Genomic DNA, 21,294 nt, shown 5'->3' on the forward strand with positions numbered 1-21,294 from the left:
ATGTCAAGAAGTTTTTTTCGTAAGTGTCCGAAAGGCTTGGAAAACGGGACATTCCTCAGGTGTATCCAGATGCCCCTTTATGTCCATCAGATTTTCCTTGGTCCGATCCAGGGCCTTTTTCTTTTCCTCTACCTCTGCCAGCTTTTCTTCTATAATATGCTCCAGATCGGCCGTGTCAATGGTCGGACCTTGCAAATGTGAAAATAGTTCTTTGATTTCCCGCAGGGAAAAACCGGCCTCCTTGGCTGTGGAGATAAAATCCAGCAGAACCAGGGTCTCGGACGGATAGGCCCGGTATCCGTTGGCTTCACGCCCGGCTTTTGGAATCAAACCGCTGTTCTCATAGTATCTCAGAGCTTCTCTGTTCAGACGGGCTGTTTTTGCCAGCTGTCCTCTTGAATACGTTTCCATGTAAATGTTTCCTTTCCATATTATTTAGTTTCCCATTGTCCCTTCCCCGGATACCGGGGGGCACAGATACTTGCGGATCAGAAAGATGATGCCCACGGCAGTTACCCCCATCAAGGTTTCCAGGGAACCTGAGTGTACCACCACCATTTCTCTGGCAATGGCAAACAGCAGCACCTCCACCACGGCTTCCGGTGTGTGTTTTACCAGCATTTTTACAAATTCGATCCCCACCACCAGAGACAGGGCATCGCCCAGCGACTGATTCAAATCCAGCAGCCGGGGATTGCTTATAAGTGTGCCGGTCAGGTCCACTGCCAGAAGCAAGGCCCCTACCAGGATGGCTGCCAGCAGGATTGCTCCCACACAAAGTTCCAGAAGGGACGATAGTTTGGTGTAGAGAGCAGCTATGTTATGGTTCATGTTTTACCTCGTTCGCTGTGTGCTTATATGGGTCTTACAGGACCGGTGCCGGCGCCGTTTCCCAGTTTGGCGCAGGCCTGGGCAATGTTTAATGCATGGTCGCCGATTCTCTCGTAATCCGTGAGGATTTCAGAGTATAGAATGGATGTCTCCACATGGCAGGTCCCATTTCCCATACGTTCGATCTGGTTGGCCCGAAAGAGCATGGTCTTATTGTCAATATCCTCTTCCAGGGCAGATGCCTGGCTTAACAGGTTTTGGGGAGTCAGCCGACTGGTATTGCAGATCAAGTGCATGGCAGCCATGGCGGTATCCCTCATTTCCTTCAGCTCCACATGGGCCTGGGATGTCAGTTCCAGGCCGCGTTCCATCATGGTCTGGGCGTACTCGGCAATATTGACGGCATGATCGCCGATCCGCTCCACATTACCGATAATAGTGAACATCCGGCGCAGTGCATCCACCTCCGAGGGAGAGTTTTCTATGGCGAGAACCTTGGAAATGCGCCGTGATAAACGTGCATTAAAGAGATCAATCTCTTCCTCCCGTGCAGTGATTCGTTCCAGTTCTTTCGTATCCTTATCATCAAAAGCCAGGAATCCTTTTTCTACATTTTCAACAGCCAGGCCCAGCATCTGGTTGATGTCTTCCATCAGCTGCTTCCGTGCAATAACGGATACGCCAAGAACATGTTCGGAGGCCAGCAGCTCTTCAAACCAGCGCTCCTCGTCTGCAGGCTGCTGCGGTCGGTCCGGCAGAAGTTTTTCGGAAATATGCGCAAGCTGGGTGCCAAAGGGCAGCAGCAACAGGGTTGTCACAATATTAAACAGGGTATGTACATTGGCGATCTGTGCCGCGGGGTTGCTGGGAGTAAATGCCGCCATCCATGCAGTAAATGGAGTTATGATGCAGACAGCGGTGAACAGGGCGGTCCCGATGATATTAAACATCAAATGAATCAGTGTGGTGCGTTTGGCATCACGGTTTGCGCCAATGGATGCCAGAGCAGCCGTGATACAGGTGCCGATGTTCTGTCCGAACAGTACAAACACGGCACTGTCCAGCCCGATCAGGCCGCTTACGGCCAGAGCCTGGAGAATACCTACGGATGCAGAAGAGGATTGGATGATAGCGGTGAACACAGCGCCGGCCAGAATACCCAGGAAGGGATTGGAAAATTTTGTCATCAGACGCACGAACGCTTCCGATTCCCTTAAAGGTATCATGGCGGCACTCATCATTCCCATGCCCAGGAAAAGGATACCCAGGCCGGCCACAATTCCTCCTGCAAACTGCACTTTTTTCTTTTTGACAAACAAAATAAGCCCAACGCCCACAAAGGCGATCAAGGGGGCGATCGCCCCGATATCAAGTGCAATCAGCTGTCCGGTGATAGTGGTTCCGATATTGGCGCCCATGATGATCCAGACAGCCTGTTTCAGTGTCATGAGCTGGGAATTGACAAAGCCAACCACCATGACTGTGGTGGCGGATGAGGACTGGATGATGGCCGTGATCCCGGCGCCCACGCACACGCCCAGAAAGCGGTTGGCGGTCAGCCGTTCCAGGATTTGTTTCATACGGTTCCCCGCAGCGGCCTCCAGATTGGTGCTCATCATCTGCATTCCATATAAGAATAGCGCAAGACCACCCAGCAGGCTGAAAAACGATTCGATTTTCAAAGTAATATCCCTCCTACGTAAATTAAAAGTCTGTATTTATACAAAAAGACATAGCCTGCATTGGTACATAAATGCAGGTTATGTCTTTTGATTTTTTTGATTTCATCTGTCCATCTGTGATGTATATGAAGATGTGGCCAGCGTCACTTACGGCGTTGTCCATAAGTATATCATTTCCTTTCAGTTTAAAATACAGAGAATGATCCTGTTCTGATGGAATTATATGAGGGACAGGAACAGATGTCAACATCAGGTCCCCAATATTAACAACACTTTAATGTTGGGTGATTTTCAGAAGGGTAGGAATTAGTACTAAAATGGTTGAAAAGGGTAGGATCTATGAGGGTTTTCTGGGACCGGGCGGCCTTCTTGAATCTACCGCTTTCTACTGGGAGACCAGGGGGCTGGCAGACACGTCAAAGTCACAAATCTATCTTAAAAGGTATTGTAAAAATGCCGGCAAAATATTTTTGGTAGTAAAATGTATCTTATGGGTGGTCAACTCCGGGGAGTATGAAGAAATTGTGTTTTTCAGGTTTATTTCAGGTTGATGTGGTATTTATTATATATACCCTCAGTGGACAAAAGGAGGAAGCGATATGACAATTTTAAAACCATTGACAGCAATTACAGCCATGGCCCTGGCGCTGTCCGTTCCGATGACCTCACTGGCAGCATCCAAGATCAGCAGTGTGTCCTTAAAGATATCCTCAGAGATCGGGGCAGGGGACAGCGGCAGCGATGTGGAAGTGACTACCAGTTCCAGCAAGTATGATGTGTCTGATACGGAAGTGACCAACGAGCCGGATGACGAGTGGGAGGACGGGGATAAGCCCAAGCTGAAGGTGACGCTGACAGCAGATGACGACTATACCTTTGCATCAGGATTTTCCAAAAGCGATGTCAGCTTAAGCGGTGATGACGGTAAGGTGACTTCCGTGAGCCGCAGCAGTGATGAATTGGTGGTATACATCACCCTGGATGCGCTGGACGGGGATGATGGGGATTACGATCTGGATGTAAGCGGCCTGGAGTGGAGTGAATACGATGGGACTGCCGACTGGGACGAGGCGGAGGATGCGAAGCGGTATGAAGTGCGTCTGTACAGAGGAAGCAGCGCCGTAACCTCGGTTTTGACCACCTCGGATACCAGCTATGATTTTTCTTCCTACATCACAAAAAGCGGTTCTTATACCTTTAAGGTACGGGGGGTTTACAGCGCTTCCTATAAGGGAAGCTGGGAGGAATCCGATTCCTGGTATGTATCTTCAGATGAAGCGGAAGAGATAAGCGCAGGCAGCAGCTTGGGCAGCCCTTCCGGCACAAGTGACGGCGCCTGGCTGAAGGATGACGTGGGATGGTGGTACTGTAATGCCGATAAAAGCTATACGGTCAGCAATTGGCAGTATATCAATGGTTATTGGTATTATTTCAACGAGTACGGATACATGGTAACAGGATGGGTTTCCTGGAATTCCCAGTGGTATTACTGCAGTGAATCGGGCGCAATGCTTTCCGGCACCACCACACCGGATGGTTATTATGTGGGGAGTGATGGGGCGTGGGTGCAGTAATTTAATTTTTTAAAATAATAAAGGGATCGTAAATAAGCGCTAAAGTTGTTGCTATGTGTAGTAACACTTTCAGCGCTTTTCCTTTTTGATCCTTATTTTAAATCCGATTCCCCCGCCAACCTGAATGATATAATCAATCCCTCCGTCATATGATAGATAATAAATAATGCATTCGGGTGTGCGATGTTGAAAGAAACAGGTTATGACCGGGAGGCGGCTTTACAATACGCCAGGCAGTGGGCTATGGGTAGAAATCCGCGCTATCTGGATTTTGAACATTTGGGAGGAGACTGCACTAATTTTGCATCCCAGTGTATTTATGCGGGGAGCAGGGTTATGAATTATACCCCCACCTTGGGATGGTATTATAACAGCAGTTCAGACAGAAGTCCAAGCTGGACAGGAGTGGAGTATCTTTACCGCTTCCTGGTAAAAAACAGATCCGTAGGTCCTTACGGGGCAGTGACTGATGAGGGCGGGGTGCAGCCGGGGGATATTGTGCAGTTGGGCAACAGAAACGGGTATTACCATAGCCCGGTCATTGTGGCCGTGGAAGGTGGGCACATCCTGGTGGCAGCCCACAGTTATGATGCGTATATGCGCCCGCTGGATTCCTACGTATATGAACAGGCGCGTTTTATCCACATACAGGGGGCGCGCAAATGGTAAGTGACAGCATCGTTGAACTTTTGTCTTTTCTGTGTTATGATTGAAAGGTATCAACATGAACAAGGTTGGAGGGAAGCCCAGGAGATAAAGGGGGTGGGAGGATGGCACAGCCAGGCGGGGGAGGAATGGAAGTATTTCCGGCATCCAGCTTAAGCAGCTCCGGGATTTTTGAACCTGCAAAGGCTTTTAAGTGAATGCATGTCCGGCATTCCTGAGAATAGATAGGATCAGATAGTGAATTACGGCTGGGAGGAAGCATTGAGATGGCTGAACTGGAAATTGAAACAATGGAGGATAATGAGGGTCAAATGGAAGGCCGGGCAGCAGGCCCTATGGCAGACCGGGCAACAGGACCGGCAACAGGACTGGAAGCAGGCCCCATGGCAGGCTATGAATACAGCACACTGATGCATCTGTTGGGAGTCAGTGTGAGCAAACATCTGTTGGATGAACATTTTACCCTGGTTTGGGCAAATGAGTATTACTATAAACTCATCGGCTGGCCAAAAGACGAATATGAGGCAAGGTTCCATAACCGGCCCGACCTCTATTATGAGAATGACCAGACGGAGTGGAATGAACTTTCGCAGACCGTGCTCAATGCCATCGCGGCCCATCAGACCGGATATCAGATGGTGTCACGGATCCGCCGCAGAAATGGAGATCATGTGTGGGTGCAGTTTTCAACCAGGTTTGCAGACGAATATATCGATGGATACCAGGTGGCCTATTCTGTACTTACCAATATTGATAAAGTGGCACACATGCAGAAGGAGCAGTCCGTTACATACGAAAGCCTGCCGGGATTTGTGGCCAAATATCAGGTCCGGCAGACAGGGGGAGATGTTAACCTCACCTTGCTGGAAGCAAATTCCCGTTTTTTGGAATACTTTGGGAAAGATGGCAACCGCGTCACAAGCTCTTTATACAGGAAGAATATACAGGATAACATTGAAACCATTAATGAGTATAGGGCAGACATGCTTTCAGGCGCACCGCTCCATTTTGTCATGCATGTGGAGAGCAGATATGGACAGGCTCTGTGGCTTCAGATCAATGCCACCTGTGTGGACTGGCAGGAAGGATGCCCGGTTTACCTTGCGATCTTCATTGATATCACGGATGTGACGGAGATGAGAAGGATGCAGAAAAAGCTGACCGAACAGACAGAAGCCCTGAGGGATGCTCTGACTGTGGCGGAGCGGGCGAACCGCGCCAAGTCGGACTTCCTTTCCCGGATGAGCCACGAGATCCGTACCCCTATGAACGCGATCATTGGTATGACTACCATTGCTGCCGCATATATAGAAGAACGCCAGAGAGTAGAAGATTGTCTGGAGAAAATCGGATATTCATCCAAGCACCTGATGTCCCTGATCAACGACATTCTGGATATGTCCAAAATTGACGAGGGTAAAATGCAGATCGCCCATGAAGTATTTAACCTGGAAACAGTGGCAGAGTCCATTACTTCCATTATTTATCCCCAGGCATTGGAAAAGGGGCTGGCCTTTACCGTTCCGCTGGTGGAACTTACAGATACCGTTCTGGTGGGGGACGCCCTGAGACTGAACCAGGTGCTGCTCAACCTTTTATCCAATGCACTTAAGTTCACACCCGGGGGAGGTACCATACGTATGGAGATCCGTCAGCTGCAGCATGCGGGCACCAGGGCGCGCATGCGGTTTACAGTCGGTGATACCGGTATCGGCATGAGCCGGGAGTTTATGGAACGGCTGTTCACACCCTTTGAGCAGGAGAGCGCGTACACGGGAAAGAGGTTTGGCGGAACCGGCCTTGGAATGGCGATCACCAAAAACCTGGTCACACTGATGGGAGGGACGATCTCTGTAAAAAGTGAGGTGGAAAAGGGGACGGCATTTACTGTGGAACTGGATTTTGAAGTTCCGGAAGGGGAGTGCGGTATACAGGCCCAGAAGCAGCCTGCTCTGGAGTCCCTGAAGGTGCTGGTTTCTGATGATGACAGGGACAGCTGTACCCATACATCTCTTTTGCTGAAGAATCTGGGCATTCAGGCGCATTGGGCCATGACCGGTGAGGAATGTGTGAAAAAGGTTGGGGAAGCGCACCGGGTCGGACAGGACTATGACGTGTGCCTTATTGACTGGAAGATGCCTGATATTGACGGCATAGAGGTGACCCGGAGGATCCGGGAACTGGTGGGTAAGGATACCACCATCATTATCATTACAGCCTATGACTGGAGCATGATCGAACAGCGTGCAAGGGAGGCTGGCGCCAATGCCTTTTTGGCAAAACCTATTTTTGCGTCCACACTTTATAATACCCTGCTCACGGTGACTGGGATCAACAAGGCGGTGATGATCCCCGCCCCTGGGGGTCATCCCAAACACCCGGAACTGGCAGGCCGCCACGTACTTCTGGCAGAGGATAATGACCTTAACAGGGAAATTGCCGTGGAACTTCTGAAGATGACAAGCATTACAGTGGATTACGCGGAAAATGGCAGAGAAGCATTGGAAAAATTCCTGTCCCAGGGGGACCTGTATGACCTTATTCTGATGGATGTGCAGATGCCTGTGATGGATGGATACCAGGCAACGGAAGCCATCCGCAGATCCGGCCGGCCCAGGGCGCAGACCATACCCATTATAGCCATGACCGCGGACGCATTCCACGAGGATGTGGTACAGGCCCTGGCAGCAGGGATGGATGGGCATTTGTCCAAGCCCATTGACCCAAACCTGCTGTATCAAACCCTTGCTGATATGTTAAGTAAAAATGATTAAGGCTCCAAATATTTCTTGATCTCCTGCATCATAGCCGGAATGTCCAGCGGTTTTGCTAAATGGCTGTTCATTCCGGCTTTTTTAGCCTCCTCCATGTCCTCTGCAAAGGCATCTGCCGTTATGGCAAAGATGGGGATGGCGAGGGCATCGGGGCGGTCCATGGTACGGATCTGCCTGGCCGCGTCATAGCCGTTCATAATGGGCATCTGTATATCCATCAGTATCAGGTCAAAATACCCGGGAACCGACTGGGCAAAAAACTCCACACATTCCTGACCATTGACAGCTGTCTCTACCTGAGCGCCCGCACTTATGAGCAGTTCAAGGGAAATTTCCCTGTTCAATTCATTGTCCTCTGCCATGAGGATCCTTCTGCCGGTAAGGTTTACTCTGTCATCCTGCCATTGGGGATACCCGTCCTCATGGAGGACATGCTGCCGGATACAGTGGTAGAGGGTGGATTTAAAAAATGGTTTCTGGATAAATCCATTGACCCCTGCTTCCATGGCCTCCTTTTCAATGCTGATCCAGTCGTAAGCTGAGACAATGATCACAGGCAGGTCATATCCCGCCTGAAGGCGGATGGCCTGTGCTGCCTGTACCCCGCTTAGATCCGGCATTTTCCAGTCCAGCAGGGCCAGATCGTAATCCCTGCCCTCAAGGTGGGCAGCCACTGCTTTTTCCACAGCCTCCTGTCCGCTGGATGTGATGTCCGCAGTCATTCCCAGTTCCTTAAGAAATTCGCTGGCAGAACGGCAGGTATCTGAGTCATCATCCGCCACAAGGATCCGGATGCGGGGCAATGACATATCCGGCAGGGCAATACCGGAGGGAATGGGCAGATCCAGGTCAACCGTGAATACGGAACCCTGTCCGGGCCGGCTTTCCACAACTATGGTGCCATCCATCCTGTCCACGATCATCTTTGTAATGGCCATTCCAAGGCCGGTGCCCTCTATCTTATTGACCCGGTCATCATGTTCACGGGTAAAGGAGTCAAAAATATGTTCCAGGAATTCCGGGCTCATGCCTATACCGGTATCTGACACACGGAATCTGAGATGAGCCAGGCCTTGACGGCGGGAAGGAAGCTCTGTCACGTCCACGCTGACGGACCCGCCCTCAGGGGTGAATTTTACCGCGTTGGAGAGCAGGTTCAGCAGGATCTGGTTTAGGCGGAGGGAATCAAAACACAATGACTCATGTTCGATCCCGTGGAGCCGTATATCAAAGGTCAGGTTCTTGGCAGCGGCGGAGGGCTGGATGATGCCCACAAGGCTGGTAAAGAGAGGCTCCAGGGAAGCGGTCTCCTGGTTCAGCACCATTTTCCCGCTTTCAATCTTAGACATATCCAGTATATCATTGATCAGTCCCACCAGCAGCTGGCCAGAAAGCCCAATCTTCTTCAGGTAATCACTGACCTTATCCGATTCATGGATATGATCCATGGCCAGCCTTGTCATTCCAAGGATGGCGTTCATGGGCGTCCGGATATCATGGGACATATTGGAGAGAAAACGGCTTTTAGCCGCATTCGCACTTTCCGCAGCCTTTCGGGCATTTTCCTCAGCCAAGAGGATCCTGCGGGCGGAATTACGGTAGATCATAAAAAATGCTCCCATGACAGAGGCACATGCAAAGATCAGAAAAAGAAACAGCAGGGAATCCTGGACAATGCTGTTTGCCTGCTCCATGATGACCCGGTTGGGGATGATGGAGACCACGTACCAGTCCGGAACCTGTTCCATGGGGACATAGCAGAATACATAGTCCTCCTTCTGGTACCGGAACCGGGCAGCGCCCCTTCGGCTGTTTTCCAGGGAAGCCTGGAAAAAATCAATTTCCCGGGAATCATTGCCCTGCAGGTCGATGATGTCAAAAAGGTTCTGGAAGGTGCGGTTGCTGTTGCGGTGTTGGGAGCGGATCAGTATATCCCCTTCCCGGTCCACCACGTAGGAGAATCCGGTATTGTTGTAAAAGGAAAGGGAGAACCGGTCTGCAATCTCCGACAGGGGCTGCGTTTTCTGGACAAAACCCTGAGAGCCGTCCGGCCATAAAAAACGTTCATAATACGCAAGGGTCCATACCCCTGTGCGTCCGTCCAGGAACGGCTTGCGGATTCCGCTGCCCTGAAGGCCCCTGAATATCTCCAGTTGATCCGGGTCCAGCGGCCATTCCCCTTCCAGCTGCAGTGTGTAGACGGTACCCGTATCCAGATTCACACAAAAGCAGGAGGAATTACCGGCACCGGCAAGTAGCAGCTTTTCATGGAGTTTATCCTCGTGAAAGGAACTCTCAGCGGCCAGGTCGGCGGCCAGCCAGTGGACCATCTCCTTATCCTTTTCCAGATAAGTATCAAGGGCATGACGGCCCTGGACCGTTACCTCCAGGATATCGGTCACGGATTTATTCCACAGGGCACGCTGTACGGAGGTAATATAATAAAGGCCTCCCGCAAGGATCACGGCCACGGATAGGCATACCAGGATGATATTCCTTTTTTGTCCCTTTTTCATGATGCATCATCCCCCTGCTTTTCATTGTTCCAGGCCTCGGTCAATCCCTCCATGTGGGACACAGCCAGGTCCGCGCTGCCGCCCTCCAGCATGGTCCGGATACACTGGCGGGACATATCCCAGATTGGAAACTTCAGATTATCGTCAGAGCCGATCACACTGCGGCCATTGGTAAGGTAAGGGCCGATGGGCTGGATGGCTGCATCCTCCGCCAGCCGGTTTTCCTTCAGAGGACTGAAGGAACTTTGGCTGTCCACAAATTCCCACAGGACTTCGCTTTGAGTCAGATATTCCACAAACTCCATGGCCTCTTTCTGATGAGGGCTGTCCCCATTGATGCTGACACGGGTGTCCACATTGATGACAAGCACGCATCCATCATCCATAACAGGGTAAGGATGCACCTCAAAGCGGAAGCCGGGGTCCAGTTCACGCAGGCGTGTTACTGCCCAGGCTCCGGTGAGCATAAAGGGCTGCTTTCCGCTGGAAAACAGTACCAGATCATCCTTGGTCTTAGTGGTGGCAAGGGCTTCCTGGCGGTCGACCCACCCCAGGTCCAGCATCTGCTGCACAAGCTCAAATCCCGGACGCAGGGCTTCTGCCAGGCTGGTTTCCCCGCTGTTAAAGCGCGCCAGCCGGGAGACTGTATCCTGGGTCTGGTAGCAGGGGAGCAGGGATTTTGCGATCACAATGGTTTTTAGTGAGATGTCATTGTTTGCAACAATAGGTGTAATGCCCCGGGAGACAAAGTAGTTGCAGACATCCTCAAACTCCGTCAGGTTTTCCGGAACCTTTTGGCCATGTTCCTTCAACAGATCCAGGTTGCAGTACAGGCCAAAGGCGGAGATGGAAGTGGGAAGGTAATGAATGGTTCCATCCACAGTCATCTGGCTTTTGGCCAGGTCGCTGAAGTCATCAAGGGTGGAAATGCCGGAAAGGTCAGCCAGTCTGCCGCTGCCGCCCAGGTTCAGGACATGCTCGTGGTCTACCATGAAGATATCATCCCCATTTCCGGTGTCCAGCCTTTTGTCCAGGACTTCAAAATATTCCGGGCTTTTGATGCCGTCATAGGAGATAGAAATATGAGGATATACATCCATAAAACCGTGAAGTGTATCTTCAATTGCCATTACATTAAGTGCTTCATATTTATAACCGAAAAAAGTCAGCGGGATCATCGGTCCATCATCGGTTCCGGTACTGTCAAAAACAATATTTTCCCCCTGGTCTGCAGTGCATCCGCACATTGCGCCAACTGTCAGGATCGTGGATAAAGCGGCCGCCAGGGCCGTGGTCAGGATGTTTGCAAAGGAGCGCCTTTGTCTTTTCATATTCTTCCCCTTAGAGTTTCCCCTCATGTTTTTCTCATTTAAGTATAAACCTCATTGTATCACGATATCCGCGGCTGTACAAGGGGATTTGGATATGATATGAACAGAGTACAAGGACGGCCTGGCAGATGACCGGGGATACCGGCCGGCAGGCGTTAAGGTGTTAAGATTTGAGATGTGAAGATTTAAAATATGAAGATGTATTGTATCAGGACAAGAAGGCGCGGACCTGCTGTTCCTCCTGTTCCCAGAGATGCTTCAGTTCGGAAGAAAACATTTCCGGTCTTTCCTCCTGGAGAAAGCTTGTAAGCCGGGATACACAGTCCCTGTACTCGGCATGTAGGCTGCGGTTTTTTAACCGTGATAATATCAGTGGATATTTCCATACCATCAGGACCTTGATGCTGCCATAACACTCCCGCACCGTGGAAAGGGGGCAGTGATCCTCTATGAATGTGAGGCATGCCTCAAAACACAGGTAGCTTTTTTCTTCTGACTGCAGAAACAGGAAATGTCTGATCAGGGCAGCTCGTTTTGCAGGGTCAGCTGATTCCCAGGTACACAGGAATATGTTTTGGACGGTCAGGTGCAGCAGCTGCAGGCTCTCCACATAAAGCCGGATTCCCTCACGGATGGAGGATCTGGAAAGATCAATGTCGGCCGGCTCCATACAGACCAGGGTTCCTTTCCCGTGGTAGGACCTGGTCATACCAAGCTCTTCCAGCAGCCCCAATGTCCGGCGCACGGTCATCAGAGGGATTCCATACCGGTCCACCAATTGGGGAAGGGACGGAAGATAGGTGCCTTTTAGGATCTCCCGGATGAGCAGGGAGGCAAAGGAGTAGCGAAGCTGGGGCCTTTGCCTGTAAATGTTCCAGTGGAATGGAATTGGCGCGGCATACTTTAGCCCGGGGTCCAGGGACATTTCGTCCATAAAAGCAAACAGAGCCTGAAGGGATCTGCCGTAGGAGTGAGCTGCCTCGGCGCGCAATGCCTCAATGGTCTCCTCACGGGAGAAGCCGGCCAGTTCCTTTCTGCCAGTCAGTGTCTCCATCCCATTGGTAAGGTAGGGAAAGCGGAGGTAGCGGACGGTTTCCCATAAAAGATTCATGGCCAGCCGGTTGTCCAGGGCGCCCACTGCCAGCAGATAGAATTCCACGGGTATGGATACCATGTTTAACGAGGGGTCCATGATACCGCGGCGAAGGGATTCCCAGTCATTGTCATCCCATTTGCGCAGCCCCTCTTTCCAGAGGGGTTCCAGGAGATAGGAGCCGGATTGGGAAATGCCCAGGATCCCCTCCCTTCTGGGTATGAAATATTCGGCAGCATTTTTTTTCATCTGGCCGGGGGACAGATCATAGGTCACAACCGCAGCTTTTCTGGCATCGACTTTTATCAGTTCCTCCTGCTCCAGCATGGACAGTGCGGAGCGTATGGTGGTGGGGGCCAGATGGAAGATATCAGATATTTTTGGAATGGATGGGAGCTTGTCACCGCAGGTATAACAGCCCAGGAGGATCCGGGCTTCGTAATATTCGTATACAAGTCTGTACAGACCATTGTCTTTTTTCATGTCATCACCTCGTTTCTCTATTTTATCACAAGGTTTTTCCCGTTTCTATCATATTCTTTATCTTCCCGCAAAAGCCTGATATTCAGTGCTGTATTATTCCCCCCACATCTGCTATAATGAAATCCGGGATTTTTAAGTCCGGTTAAAAAAACGCAATAAAGATGGGGGATTGAGAAACAATGGCATCAGTTTTGGGAATCGATATAGGCACATCAAGCGTAAAGGTCATGCTGTTGGACGTTGAGAGAGGTGTGATCGGAGTTGAGAGCAGGGGCTATGATGTTTTGATCCCTCAGATCGGTTACGCGCAGCAGGATCCGGATACGTGGTGGGAGGCGGTGATTTCCTGCCTCTCCCGTCTTAGGACCCGATACAGCAGGGAATACCGAGAGATCGTCAGTGTGGGGCTTTCCGGGCAGATGCACGGACTGGTCATGGTGGACAGGAAAGGAAAGCCGGTGCGGCCGGCTATCCTCTGGCTGGATCAGAGGACAAAAGAGGAATGCGGGGAGCTGGACCGGATACTTTCAACGCAGCTGAAAGCAGATGTGCTGCGCAACCGGATTTTTACAGGATTCGCCCTTCCCTCCCTGCTCTGGGTAAAGAAACATGAGCCGGAATGTTTCAGGAACATCCATAAGGTCATGCAGCCAAAGGACTATATCCGTTATAAACTGACAGGGATGATGGGAGCGGAGGTCACGGATGCCTCCGCGACCCTGATGTTTGATGTGGTAAAACGCGATTGGGCGTGGCCTGTGATCGATCTGTGCGGGTTTCCCAGGGAACTATTTCCCCAATGCCATGAATCAGGGGAGATCCAGGGACCGGTGGACAGGGAGTGTTCTGAACTTACAGGCATCAGCCCCCGGGTCCAGGTCATTTACGGCATGGGTGACCAGCAGGCCCAGAGTATAGGAAACGGGGTTTTTAGGGAAGGGATGTTTATCTGCAATGTGGGAACCGGAGGGCAGGTATCTGCTTTTTCCAATGACCCTGTGTATGATGCCGGGTTCCGGACCCAGACCTTCTGCCATTGCACCGGGAAAGCCTATACCATATATGGAGCGATCCTGAACGCAGGAATGTCCCTTAAGTGGCTGAAGAACAATATACTCGGCGAATCAGACTACGACAGGCTCAGCCGCATGGCGGGGAGTGTGCCTGCCGGAAGCGGGGGGCTTATCTTCCTGCCCTATCTTACAGGGGAGAGGACGCCCCACATGGATGCGGATGCCAGGGGAATGTTTTTTGGACTGCATCTTGCCCATACGGGCAGCCATATGGCAAGGTCTGTGATGGAGGGGGTGGCATTTGCCCTGAGGGACTGCATGACGATCCTGGAGCAGGTGGGAGGTAGCTGCAAAGGGATGATCTCCTCCGGCGGCGGGGCAGCCAGCCCTGTATGGCTGCAGATCCAGGCAGATGTCCTGGACAAAGAGATCCATGTCTGCAGCGTATCGGAGCAGGCCTGCCTGGGGGCGTGTATGCTGGCCGGAGTATCCGCCGGGGTGTTGGACAGCCTTGAGGCAGCAGCAGCGCGTTTTGTGTCATACGGCGATACCGCATATCAGCCCATGCCGGAACATGTAAAACTGTATGACGGTATGTATGAAACATATGGCAGGCTTTATGAGCAGGTAAAGGAACTGCAGGTGAAAACAGTGTGACACGGCATGACCTGACACGGCTCTTAGCCTATTCGTCTTCCGCTCTCATCACGGTCACATATCCATCGACTTCCCCCAGCATCACATATCCCTGCTGGCTGCAGTCCTCCAGTATGTCCTCCTGGTCCTTCTGATATCCGGGCCTCCTGTCTATTACCACATACTGGGCGGAGTGACTGCTGTCGATCATATAGATCTCGTCCCGTCCGGATAATTGAGGGATAAAAAAGGTGGAGGAGCGCACGGACGCCTCCTGTGGGATCTCAGAGAGCAGATCTCTGGCAAGGGCTGCGCTTTCATGGCTGCGGGCATAGGTGCGGACATAAAACAGCCGGCTCTCGGCAATGATGCCGGTAAAGATAAGGCCGCACAACAGGCCCCAGACCAACAGATGAAAATTTAAGCCCAAGGCCGAAGGCCGGGATTCCAAGCCGCTGGATGAACGCCGGGACTTTACGTACAGGAACCTGTCCTGTCCCCTCCAATCGCGGAAATTCACAGCGGCCAGATAGATCAGCAGGGCGCCGGAACCGTAGGTATACTGGTAATGGATGGAGTGCTGGTACTTATAGTTGGACATCAGGTTGATGAGCAGGAAGGGAATCAGCAGCGGCCATTTTCTCCAGTTCTTTGTGAGGAGGGGCAGAAAGCCCAGGGGAAGAAGCATCTGAAGAAAGAAAACCACCTTGTCCTTAACTGCGATCTGTGACAGCACATAGGCGGGATTGACCAGTATGGTCTTAAACATGCTTATAAGGCCCAGGCGTTTGTCTGAGATGAAGTTGTCAAACCGGTTGATCATGGCACCGTCCCCAAATTGGTTGATGTACCAGATGGCCATACAGAAATACAGGCAGGAACCCACAAAGATGAGCGCTCCGTACCGGCGCTGTCTTTTACAGAAAAACGCGTAAAGACCTATACATGCCGCGTAAACCGGGGCATCCTCCTTTACCAGGAGCAGGAGGCACACCATGGCTGTCATGGTTTTGAACCGCCCTGTTTCCAGAAAATAAAAGCACCACAATATGATGACGGCGAGAAACTTATTCTCATGGAAATCGTAAAAACATCCCCCCATGAATGCGGGATACAGACAGTATGCCAAGCCAAAGCACAGGGTCTGGATATGGGAAAAACCAAAGGCCCTGGTCAGGAGATACAGGGGAACCATTCCGCTGATGACCAGGAGCGCCTGAAGCACCAGCAGGGTTTCCGGGCGGGGGACCAGCTTATAAAAAGGCAGCAGCACATAAAAGACAGGGGACAGATGCACTGCAAAATGGGATAAAAGCCCATCCCGCTCACAGGTGGTCAGAGGTTCCCACAGCTTATCCATGTAATAATACATCTGGGAAAATATTCCGAAATCGTAGGCGGATGCGTAATTGAGACGGTAGCGCAGAACCGTCATGGACGCAGTAAACAAAAACCACAGCAGGGCGGCACCTGCCAGGATGATGGGGAGTGTTCGGCCGGTCAGCCATTTATCTGTCCGTTCTCTCATTGGTTGAAATCCATTCTGTTATATTTGTTCTGGGTCTGCCCTGGCCTTAGCCGGGGCGTGTGCCTCTTACAGGATAACGCTGCCCTGAAGGGCCAGTGCTGCGATGTAGATAGCCGTGCTGGGAACCAGGGAAACATGCCTGGCGTTTGAACCGGTTAAAATAAGGTATGGAAACGCCATACACAGATAGATCCCCATCCAGATCCCTAAGAAACTTTCCAGGGATATCTGCCTTACAAAGTCCAGGGTAATGAACGGGACATGGCTGCCCAGCAGGAACATGGTGTTTGTTAAAAGCCAGCTGGCAATGCCAAGCCTGACCAGGTCCGTACCGTACTGCTTTAGCTTGAAACAAAGTTTTTTCATATGTATCATACCCGGATTCCTCCTTTTAAGCTGTGTGTACTCCCGGAATCTCCGAGAGTACACCTGTATACTAATCACTTCAACTTTAAATGTAAAGACAGGGGATGCAACTGTAAGAAAAATTAGAAAAGCCTTAAGAATTTGCATGAGGGAAAATAGAAGAATTCAGTAAGAAACTGGTTTTGGTTGATAGTTGGTAAAAATTGGTGTATCCTTAAAACGTGGGAGGCAGCGGGATCTCTATTCACTGGACGAAGTGGCCGGCAGGATAATGGAGGCCAAATCAGCCATACTTATCTATAAAAGAGATAAGGAGCTGAGAGGAACAATGACGGAACAGGATACCATAAAACTGCTGTGTGAGTGTGATGCGGGAACCCAAATGGGCGTTGCATCGCTGGATGAAGTGCTGGATTATGTTTCCAATAAGGAATTTAAGCAGTATTTGCTGGATTGCAAAGAGGATCACCAAAAGGTAAAAGAGGAAATACGATCCCTGCTGGCTGAACATCACCATGAGGGAAAGGCGCCGGGCCCTATGGCCAAAAGCATGTCATGGCTCAAGACGAATGTGAAGCTGGTCCTGAATGAATCAGATGAGACCATCGCGGACCTGATGACGGATGGGTGTAATATGGGGATCAAGTCCCTTAACAAATATCTGAACCAATATAAGGCAGCTGATGAAAAATCCAGAGCCATGGCGATCCGTCTCATCGGCCTGGAAGAGGGACTGGTGAAGGATATACGGATGTTTTTATAACAGGATGCGGGACATGTGAGCGGCAGTACATGTCCTGTTTCCTACATAGTGCACTCCCGTAAGCTCAGCCGCAAAGATGGGCCGAGGAGACTTAGAGAGTACACCATATTTGAACGGAGGAAAAAAAGATTGTCTACAGAATATTACATTTCTAACCGCAGAAAACGGGAAGAGATACTGGCATTTAACCGGTTTTGGGAAGAAAAACTCATTCCGGGGATCAAGGAACAGATCAATGAATATTGCGAGAGGCCAACGGGATCCATGTGAACATGGGATTTGCGGAACGGGTCATGGAGGATGAGATCTCTAAAATTTGCCATGCGCCAGGAGATTCGCAGAGCTATGAGACCGCGCTCGGTTCATCCAGGTGGAATGGCAAAAGGACTCTTTTCCAGTGGGAAGGGTCTTATGTGGATGACCATATTATCAGGGATGAGGGCAGCCTGGTGGATTTCTTTTCCCATCAGGCGAATCAGGATCATTATTGTATTGTGGATGAACATGGCACCGAATATTCCATTGAAGATTTCTTGAAAAAGATCAAGTACAGCGGCGCATAGGGAGCGGATATGCTTATGGACACAACCCCCCCGGCGTGATACAATGATAGTCAGAGTGTGCGTGAAAGCGGGTTCAGGACACATTTCAGGATATCCAATAAGGCCAACGGGGGAAGAGAACCATGCCTGATATGATAAAATATGTAAAGTTTACAGCGGATGTCATTTTGGCACTGCTTTCCGAGACCACGGATGATTATCTATATCTGTGGGATATACAGAACGGGACCTTTTATATATCGGATCACGCATACAAAGATCTTGAGATCAGCCGCAGGATCGAAACAGATGTCGTATCAGTCTGGTCATCCATCATGATCCCCAAGGACCAGGAGCGCTGGCTGGCTGATATGCAGCTGATCCGGGACGGGGCCAAAGACTATCATGATATGGAATACCGCGTATATAACAGATCCGGCCAGATCATATGGGTCTCATGCAGGGGAACGGTGAAAAAGGATGAGGATGGCCGCCCTCTTTTTATGATCGGAAGGATTTCCAACATTGGAAAACAGAATAAATTTGACAATGTCACAGGGCTCATGAACCGGAGCCAGTTTGAACAGGACACGGAACTGCTCCTTAAGCGGGGGCAGGACGTGCAGGGGGTGATGGTAGCGCTGGACATTGACGATTTTAAAAATATTAATGAGAAATACAGCTACGCCCTGGGGGACAGGGCTTTGAACCTGCTGTCCGCCCTGATCTCGTCCCTGCTTCCAAAGGAGTGCCAGCTTTACCGCCTGGATGGAGATGAGTTTGTGTTCCTCCTGGAAAACGGTACGGAGGAGGGCGTGCGGTATATTTATGAAAACATACAGATGATCATTGGCAGCCACTTTGTGGTGGAAGGCCGGCCGATCATGATCTCCGTGTCCGCAGGGGCGTGCTTTTTCCCAAGGGACGGAGAGACATGCCATAAGCTGTTTCGGAATGCGGAAAACGCGGTGGAGGTCGCCAAGATGAACGGCAAGAACCAGCTGGTGTTTTTCTCAGAGGAAATGTACAGACAGAAGCTGCGTATGATGGAACTGCAGGAAAGCCTGCATACCTGCGTCAAGGAAGGGTTTCGTGAATTTGAACTGTTTTACCAGCCGCAGGTGGAAACAGGAACGGGTGCTGTGATCGGGGCTGAAGCACTGCTTCGGTGGCATTCCCCAAAGCATGGGGAGGTATCGCCGGCGGAGTTCATTCCTTTGCTGGAGGAGAGCCGCCTCATTACCCAGGTAGGGACATGGGTGCTGGAGGAGAGCATGAAGCAGTACAGGAAATGGGAAACATATGCCCCGGATTTTATCATGAGCGTGAACGTTTCTTACATACAGCTAAAGGAAAATGGCTTGTTAAAATACCTGAAAGCAAGGCAGAGGGATCACATTCCCGCCAGGGGGATTATCCTGGAACTGACGGAAAGCTGCTGGGTGCCCAATTTGCATTTTTTGAATGAGGAATTCAGGGAGCTTCATCAGGCGGGATACGGGGTTGCCATTGATGATTTTGGGACCGGGTATTCATCACTAAGCCATCTAAAGGAACTTCCGGCCAATGTGCTTAAGATTGACCGGAGTTTTGTTACAGGAATCAGCAAGGGAAGCTACGAGTATATTTTCCTGGAGTATATTATCAAGCTTGCGCACAGCATCTCCCTGGAGGTCTGTGTGGAGGGCGTGGAGACATTGGAAGAGTTCGAGGTGGTGAAGCAGGCCGCGCCGGACTTTATACAGGGGTATCTGTTCGGAAGGCCTGTGAGTGCTTCTGAGTTTGAGACGCGTTACTTATTATAAGGCGGGCTGTGCCGGGGGGTGGATCACATGTATCATTGCAGACTTCAGATTGCTGTTTTCAGCAGGGATCCCATGGTTGGGGAAGTGGCTGGTTCCATTCAGCCAATGGAGCATTTTTCACATAGTTTGGCAGTCAGGGACATGCCGGATCCGGGGACGATCCGGGAGAGCGGTCTCATCATCTGGGATCTGGATACGGGGGAGCTTCCCTCAGAACTTCGCCTGCATTGCAAAAAGGACGCAGTACTGGTGGTGTGCGGGGAACGGCAGTGGACGGACCGGCTTGCAGCCTGTGATCTGGAGGCGGCGGACGAGGTGTGGACGCGGCCTCTGATCCGGGAGCAGGTCAGGGTGAGGATCAAGCGCTTTCTGGAGGTGATAAAGCTGCGCCGCGATCTGTACATGACCCAAAATTATCTGGATACGGCCATTGACAGTATTCCGGACATGCTCTGGTTTAAATCCTTGGACGGAACCCATGTGAAGGTCAATAAAGCATTCTGCTCCGTTGTGGGCAGGGAGCGGGAGGATGTGACAGGACGCGGTCACTGTTATATCTGGGGAGTCTCACCGGATGATCTTGAAAACGGGGAAGACTCCTGCAAGGAATCCGAGGACGCGGTCATCCGGGCCCGGCGCACCCTTCAGTTTACGGAGGAGGTCAAGTGTTCCCAGGGCATGCGGCAGCTGCGCACCTACAAATCACCGATCATTGATATGGATGGGACTACCATACTGGGCACGGTGGGGATCGGCCATGATGTGACGGACCTGGGAAATATGAGCACAGAGATCGAGATCCTGCTGCAGAGCATGCCTTACGCCATCCTGCTGTGGAACAACAAGGGAATGATCGTCAATGTGAATGCAAAATTTGAAGAGTATTTCCAGACGCTGAAAGAACAGGTGCTGGGGGAAGACTATTATAAATGGCGGGCCGGCACCTTTGAGGAACAGCATACCATCAACAGCGAGGGATATCTGGAGGCCAGGGCTGCCTTAAGGGATGGAACGGAAAAGATGCTGGAGATCCATGAGAACTCCATTTACGATATTTTCCACCATGTGGTTGGAAAACTTTGTATTTTTCGGGATGTTACCACGGAACGCGATCTGGAACGCCAGATTTTGAAAAGCTCCAATACGGATTTCCTCACCGGACTGTACAACCGCAGATACTTTTACCAATACATTCACGATCATCGGTGGAACAGGGCCGTAAGCCTGATGTACATTGATCTGGACCGCTTTAAGGGGGTCAACGACACCTATGGACACAAGGTGGGGGATGCGGTTTTGTCGCGGACGGCAGTCCTGCTGACGGAATGCTTTCCCAATGATTTTGTGGCCCGTCTGGGAGGGGATGAATTCCTGGTGGCCCGCCTGGGGGATTGTACCGTGGAACGGCTGGAGCTGGAGGCAGGCGGATTCCTGGACAGGATGACAAGCGCTTTTCAGGAATCGGATCAGATGTGCACCGTGTCGGCCAGCATTGGAATTGCCCAGAGCAACAGGCCGGACCTGGATGTGGATGTGCTGCTGCAGCGGAGCGACCTGGCCCTCTATGAGGCAAAAAGGAAGGGCAGGTCCCGGTACTGCGTATATCAGGAGAAGGATGAATAACCCCTTTTCCCTGTTGCTGCTAAACGCAGCGGGAGGGAAAAGGTTTTTTTATTTCATAACCTGTTACT

Annotated in this window: 17 protein-coding genes; 9 read left to right on the forward strand and 8 right to left on the reverse strand. The window is 51.0% G+C overall.

The features are described from left to right. Positions 1–3 precede the first annotated feature (3 nt). Genes ABID13_RS04385 through ABID13_RS04395 form a run of 3 tightly spaced genes read right to left on the reverse strand, consistent with a single transcriptional unit; the run spans position 4 to position 2,513 of the window. Positions 4–411: a MerR family transcriptional regulator gene (locus tag ABID13_RS04385; protein ID WP_007859068.1), complete on the reverse strand. Its 408-nt coding sequence runs from the start codon at positions 409–411 to the stop codon at positions 4–6. 24 nt (positions 412–435) lie between these two features. Further along, positions 436–831: a hypothetical protein gene (locus ABID13_RS04390; protein ID WP_007859067.1), complete on the reverse strand. Its 396-nt coding sequence runs from the start codon at positions 829–831 to the stop codon at positions 436–438. A gap of 23 nt (positions 832–854) precedes the next feature. After that, positions 855–2,513 (reverse strand): Na/Pi cotransporter family protein, encoded by a 1,659-nt coding sequence (locus tag ABID13_RS04395; RefSeq protein WP_007859066.1) that lies wholly within the window; start codon positions 2,511–2,513, stop codon positions 855–857. A 635-nt stretch (positions 2,514–3,148) separates the two neighbouring features. Here ABID13_RS04395 and ABID13_RS04400 point away from each other — a divergent pair. The 3 genes from ABID13_RS04400 to ABID13_RS04410 all read left to right on the forward strand — a co-directional run bounded on the left by ABID13_RS04400 (position 3,149) and on the right by ABID13_RS04410 (position 7,527). Further along, positions 3,149–4,087, forward strand: a complete 939-nt coding sequence (locus tag ABID13_RS04400; RefSeq protein ID WP_416390428.1) for a hypothetical protein — start codon at positions 3,149–3,151, stop codon at positions 4,085–4,087. Between the two features lie 186 nt (positions 4,088–4,273). Further along, positions 4,274–4,756, forward strand: coding sequence for an amidase domain-containing protein (locus tag ABID13_RS04405; protein ID WP_195415296.1), 483 nt, complete (start codon positions 4,274–4,276; stop codon positions 4,754–4,756). Positions 4,757–5,088: 332 nt separating this feature from the next. Then, the gene (locus ABID13_RS04410; protein WP_048930326.1) at positions 5,089–7,527 is read left to right on the forward strand and encodes a response regulator; all 2,439 of its coding nucleotides are present in this window, start codon (positions 5,089–5,091) and stop codon (positions 7,525–7,527) included. On the opposite strand, the gene ABID13_RS04415 is transcribed toward ABID13_RS04410, so the two are convergent. The 3 genes from ABID13_RS04415 to ABID13_RS04425 form a co-directional block, all read right to left on the reverse strand. Then, the gene (locus ABID13_RS04415; RefSeq protein WP_048930232.1) at positions 7,524–10,043 is read right to left on the reverse strand and encodes a response regulator; all 2,520 of its coding nucleotides are present in this window, start codon (positions 10,041–10,043) and stop codon (positions 7,524–7,526) included. The two genes, ABID13_RS04410 and ABID13_RS04415, sit on opposite strands and share 4 nt — an antisense overlap. Next, positions 10,040–11,374, reverse strand: coding sequence for an ABC transporter substrate-binding protein (locus tag ABID13_RS04420; RefSeq protein ID WP_048930325.1), 1,335 nt, complete (start codon positions 11,372–11,374; stop codon positions 10,040–10,042). The genes ABID13_RS04415 and ABID13_RS04420 overlap by 4 nt, the downstream gene beginning before the upstream one ends. Positions 11,375–11,582: 208 nt before the next feature. Next, positions 11,583–12,950 (reverse strand): GntR family transcriptional regulator, encoded by a 1,368-nt coding sequence (locus ABID13_RS04425; protein ID WP_048930231.1) that lies wholly within the window; start codon positions 12,948–12,950, stop codon positions 11,583–11,585. A gap of 179 nt (positions 12,951–13,129) precedes the next feature. Here ABID13_RS04425 and xylB point away from each other — a divergent pair, with 179 nt between their 5' ends. Next, the gene (gene xylB, locus ABID13_RS04430; RefSeq protein ID WP_045092115.1) at positions 13,130–14,620 is read left to right on the forward strand and encodes a xylulokinase; all 1,491 of its coding nucleotides are present in this window, start codon (positions 13,130–13,132) and stop codon (positions 14,618–14,620) included. A gap of 28 nt (positions 14,621–14,648) precedes the next feature. On the opposite strand, the gene ABID13_RS04435 is transcribed toward xylB, so the two are convergent. Beyond that, positions 14,649–16,127 (reverse strand): DUF2079 domain-containing protein, encoded by a 1,479-nt coding sequence (locus ABID13_RS04435; protein ID WP_007859041.1) that lies wholly within the window; start codon positions 16,125–16,127, stop codon positions 14,649–14,651. Positions 16,128–16,193: 66 nt separating this feature from the next. Next, positions 16,194–16,502 carry a hypothetical protein gene (locus ABID13_RS04440; protein ID WP_007859040.1) on the reverse strand — a complete coding sequence of 103 codons (309 nt, stop codon included), beginning with the start codon at positions 16,500–16,502 and terminating at the stop codon, positions 16,194–16,196. Between the two features lie 319 nt (positions 16,503–16,821). On the opposite strand from ABID13_RS04440, the gene ABID13_RS04445 reads away from it, so the two are divergent. From ABID13_RS04445 to ABID13_RS04465, 5 genes are all read left to right on the forward strand, one after another. Then, a complete protein-coding gene (locus ABID13_RS04445; protein WP_048930324.1) occupies positions 16,822–17,256 on the forward strand; it encodes a hypothetical protein in 435 nt (144 codons plus the stop codon). 129 nt (positions 17,257–17,385) lie between these two features. Beyond that, a complete protein-coding gene (locus ABID13_RS04450; RefSeq protein ID WP_242849264.1) occupies positions 17,386–17,526 on the forward strand; it encodes a hypothetical protein in 141 nt (46 codons plus the stop codon). A 2-nt stretch (positions 17,527–17,528) separates the two neighbouring features. Beyond that, positions 17,529–17,819 (forward strand): hypothetical protein, encoded by a 291-nt coding sequence (locus ABID13_RS04455; protein ID WP_242849263.1) that lies wholly within the window; start codon positions 17,529–17,531, stop codon positions 17,817–17,819. A gap of 122 nt (positions 17,820–17,941) precedes the next feature. Beyond that, a complete protein-coding gene (locus ABID13_RS04460) occupies positions 17,942–19,603 on the forward strand; it encodes a bifunctional diguanylate cyclase/phosphodiesterase (RefSeq protein ID WP_048930230.1) in 1,662 nt (553 codons plus the stop codon). A gap of 27 nt (positions 19,604–19,630) precedes the next feature. Continuing rightward, on the forward strand, positions 19,631–21,226 hold the full coding sequence (locus tag ABID13_RS04465) for a sensor domain-containing diguanylate cyclase (protein ID WP_048930229.1): 1,596 nt from the start codon (positions 19,631–19,633) through the stop codon (positions 21,224–21,226). Positions 21,227–21,294 lie beyond the last annotated feature (68 nt).

The sequence above is a fragment of the Enterocloster citroniae genome (assembly GCF_040545455.1).
In the GTDB taxonomy this organism is placed as follows: domain Bacteria; phylum Bacillota; class Clostridia; order Lachnospirales; family Lachnospiraceae; genus Enterocloster; species Enterocloster citroniae.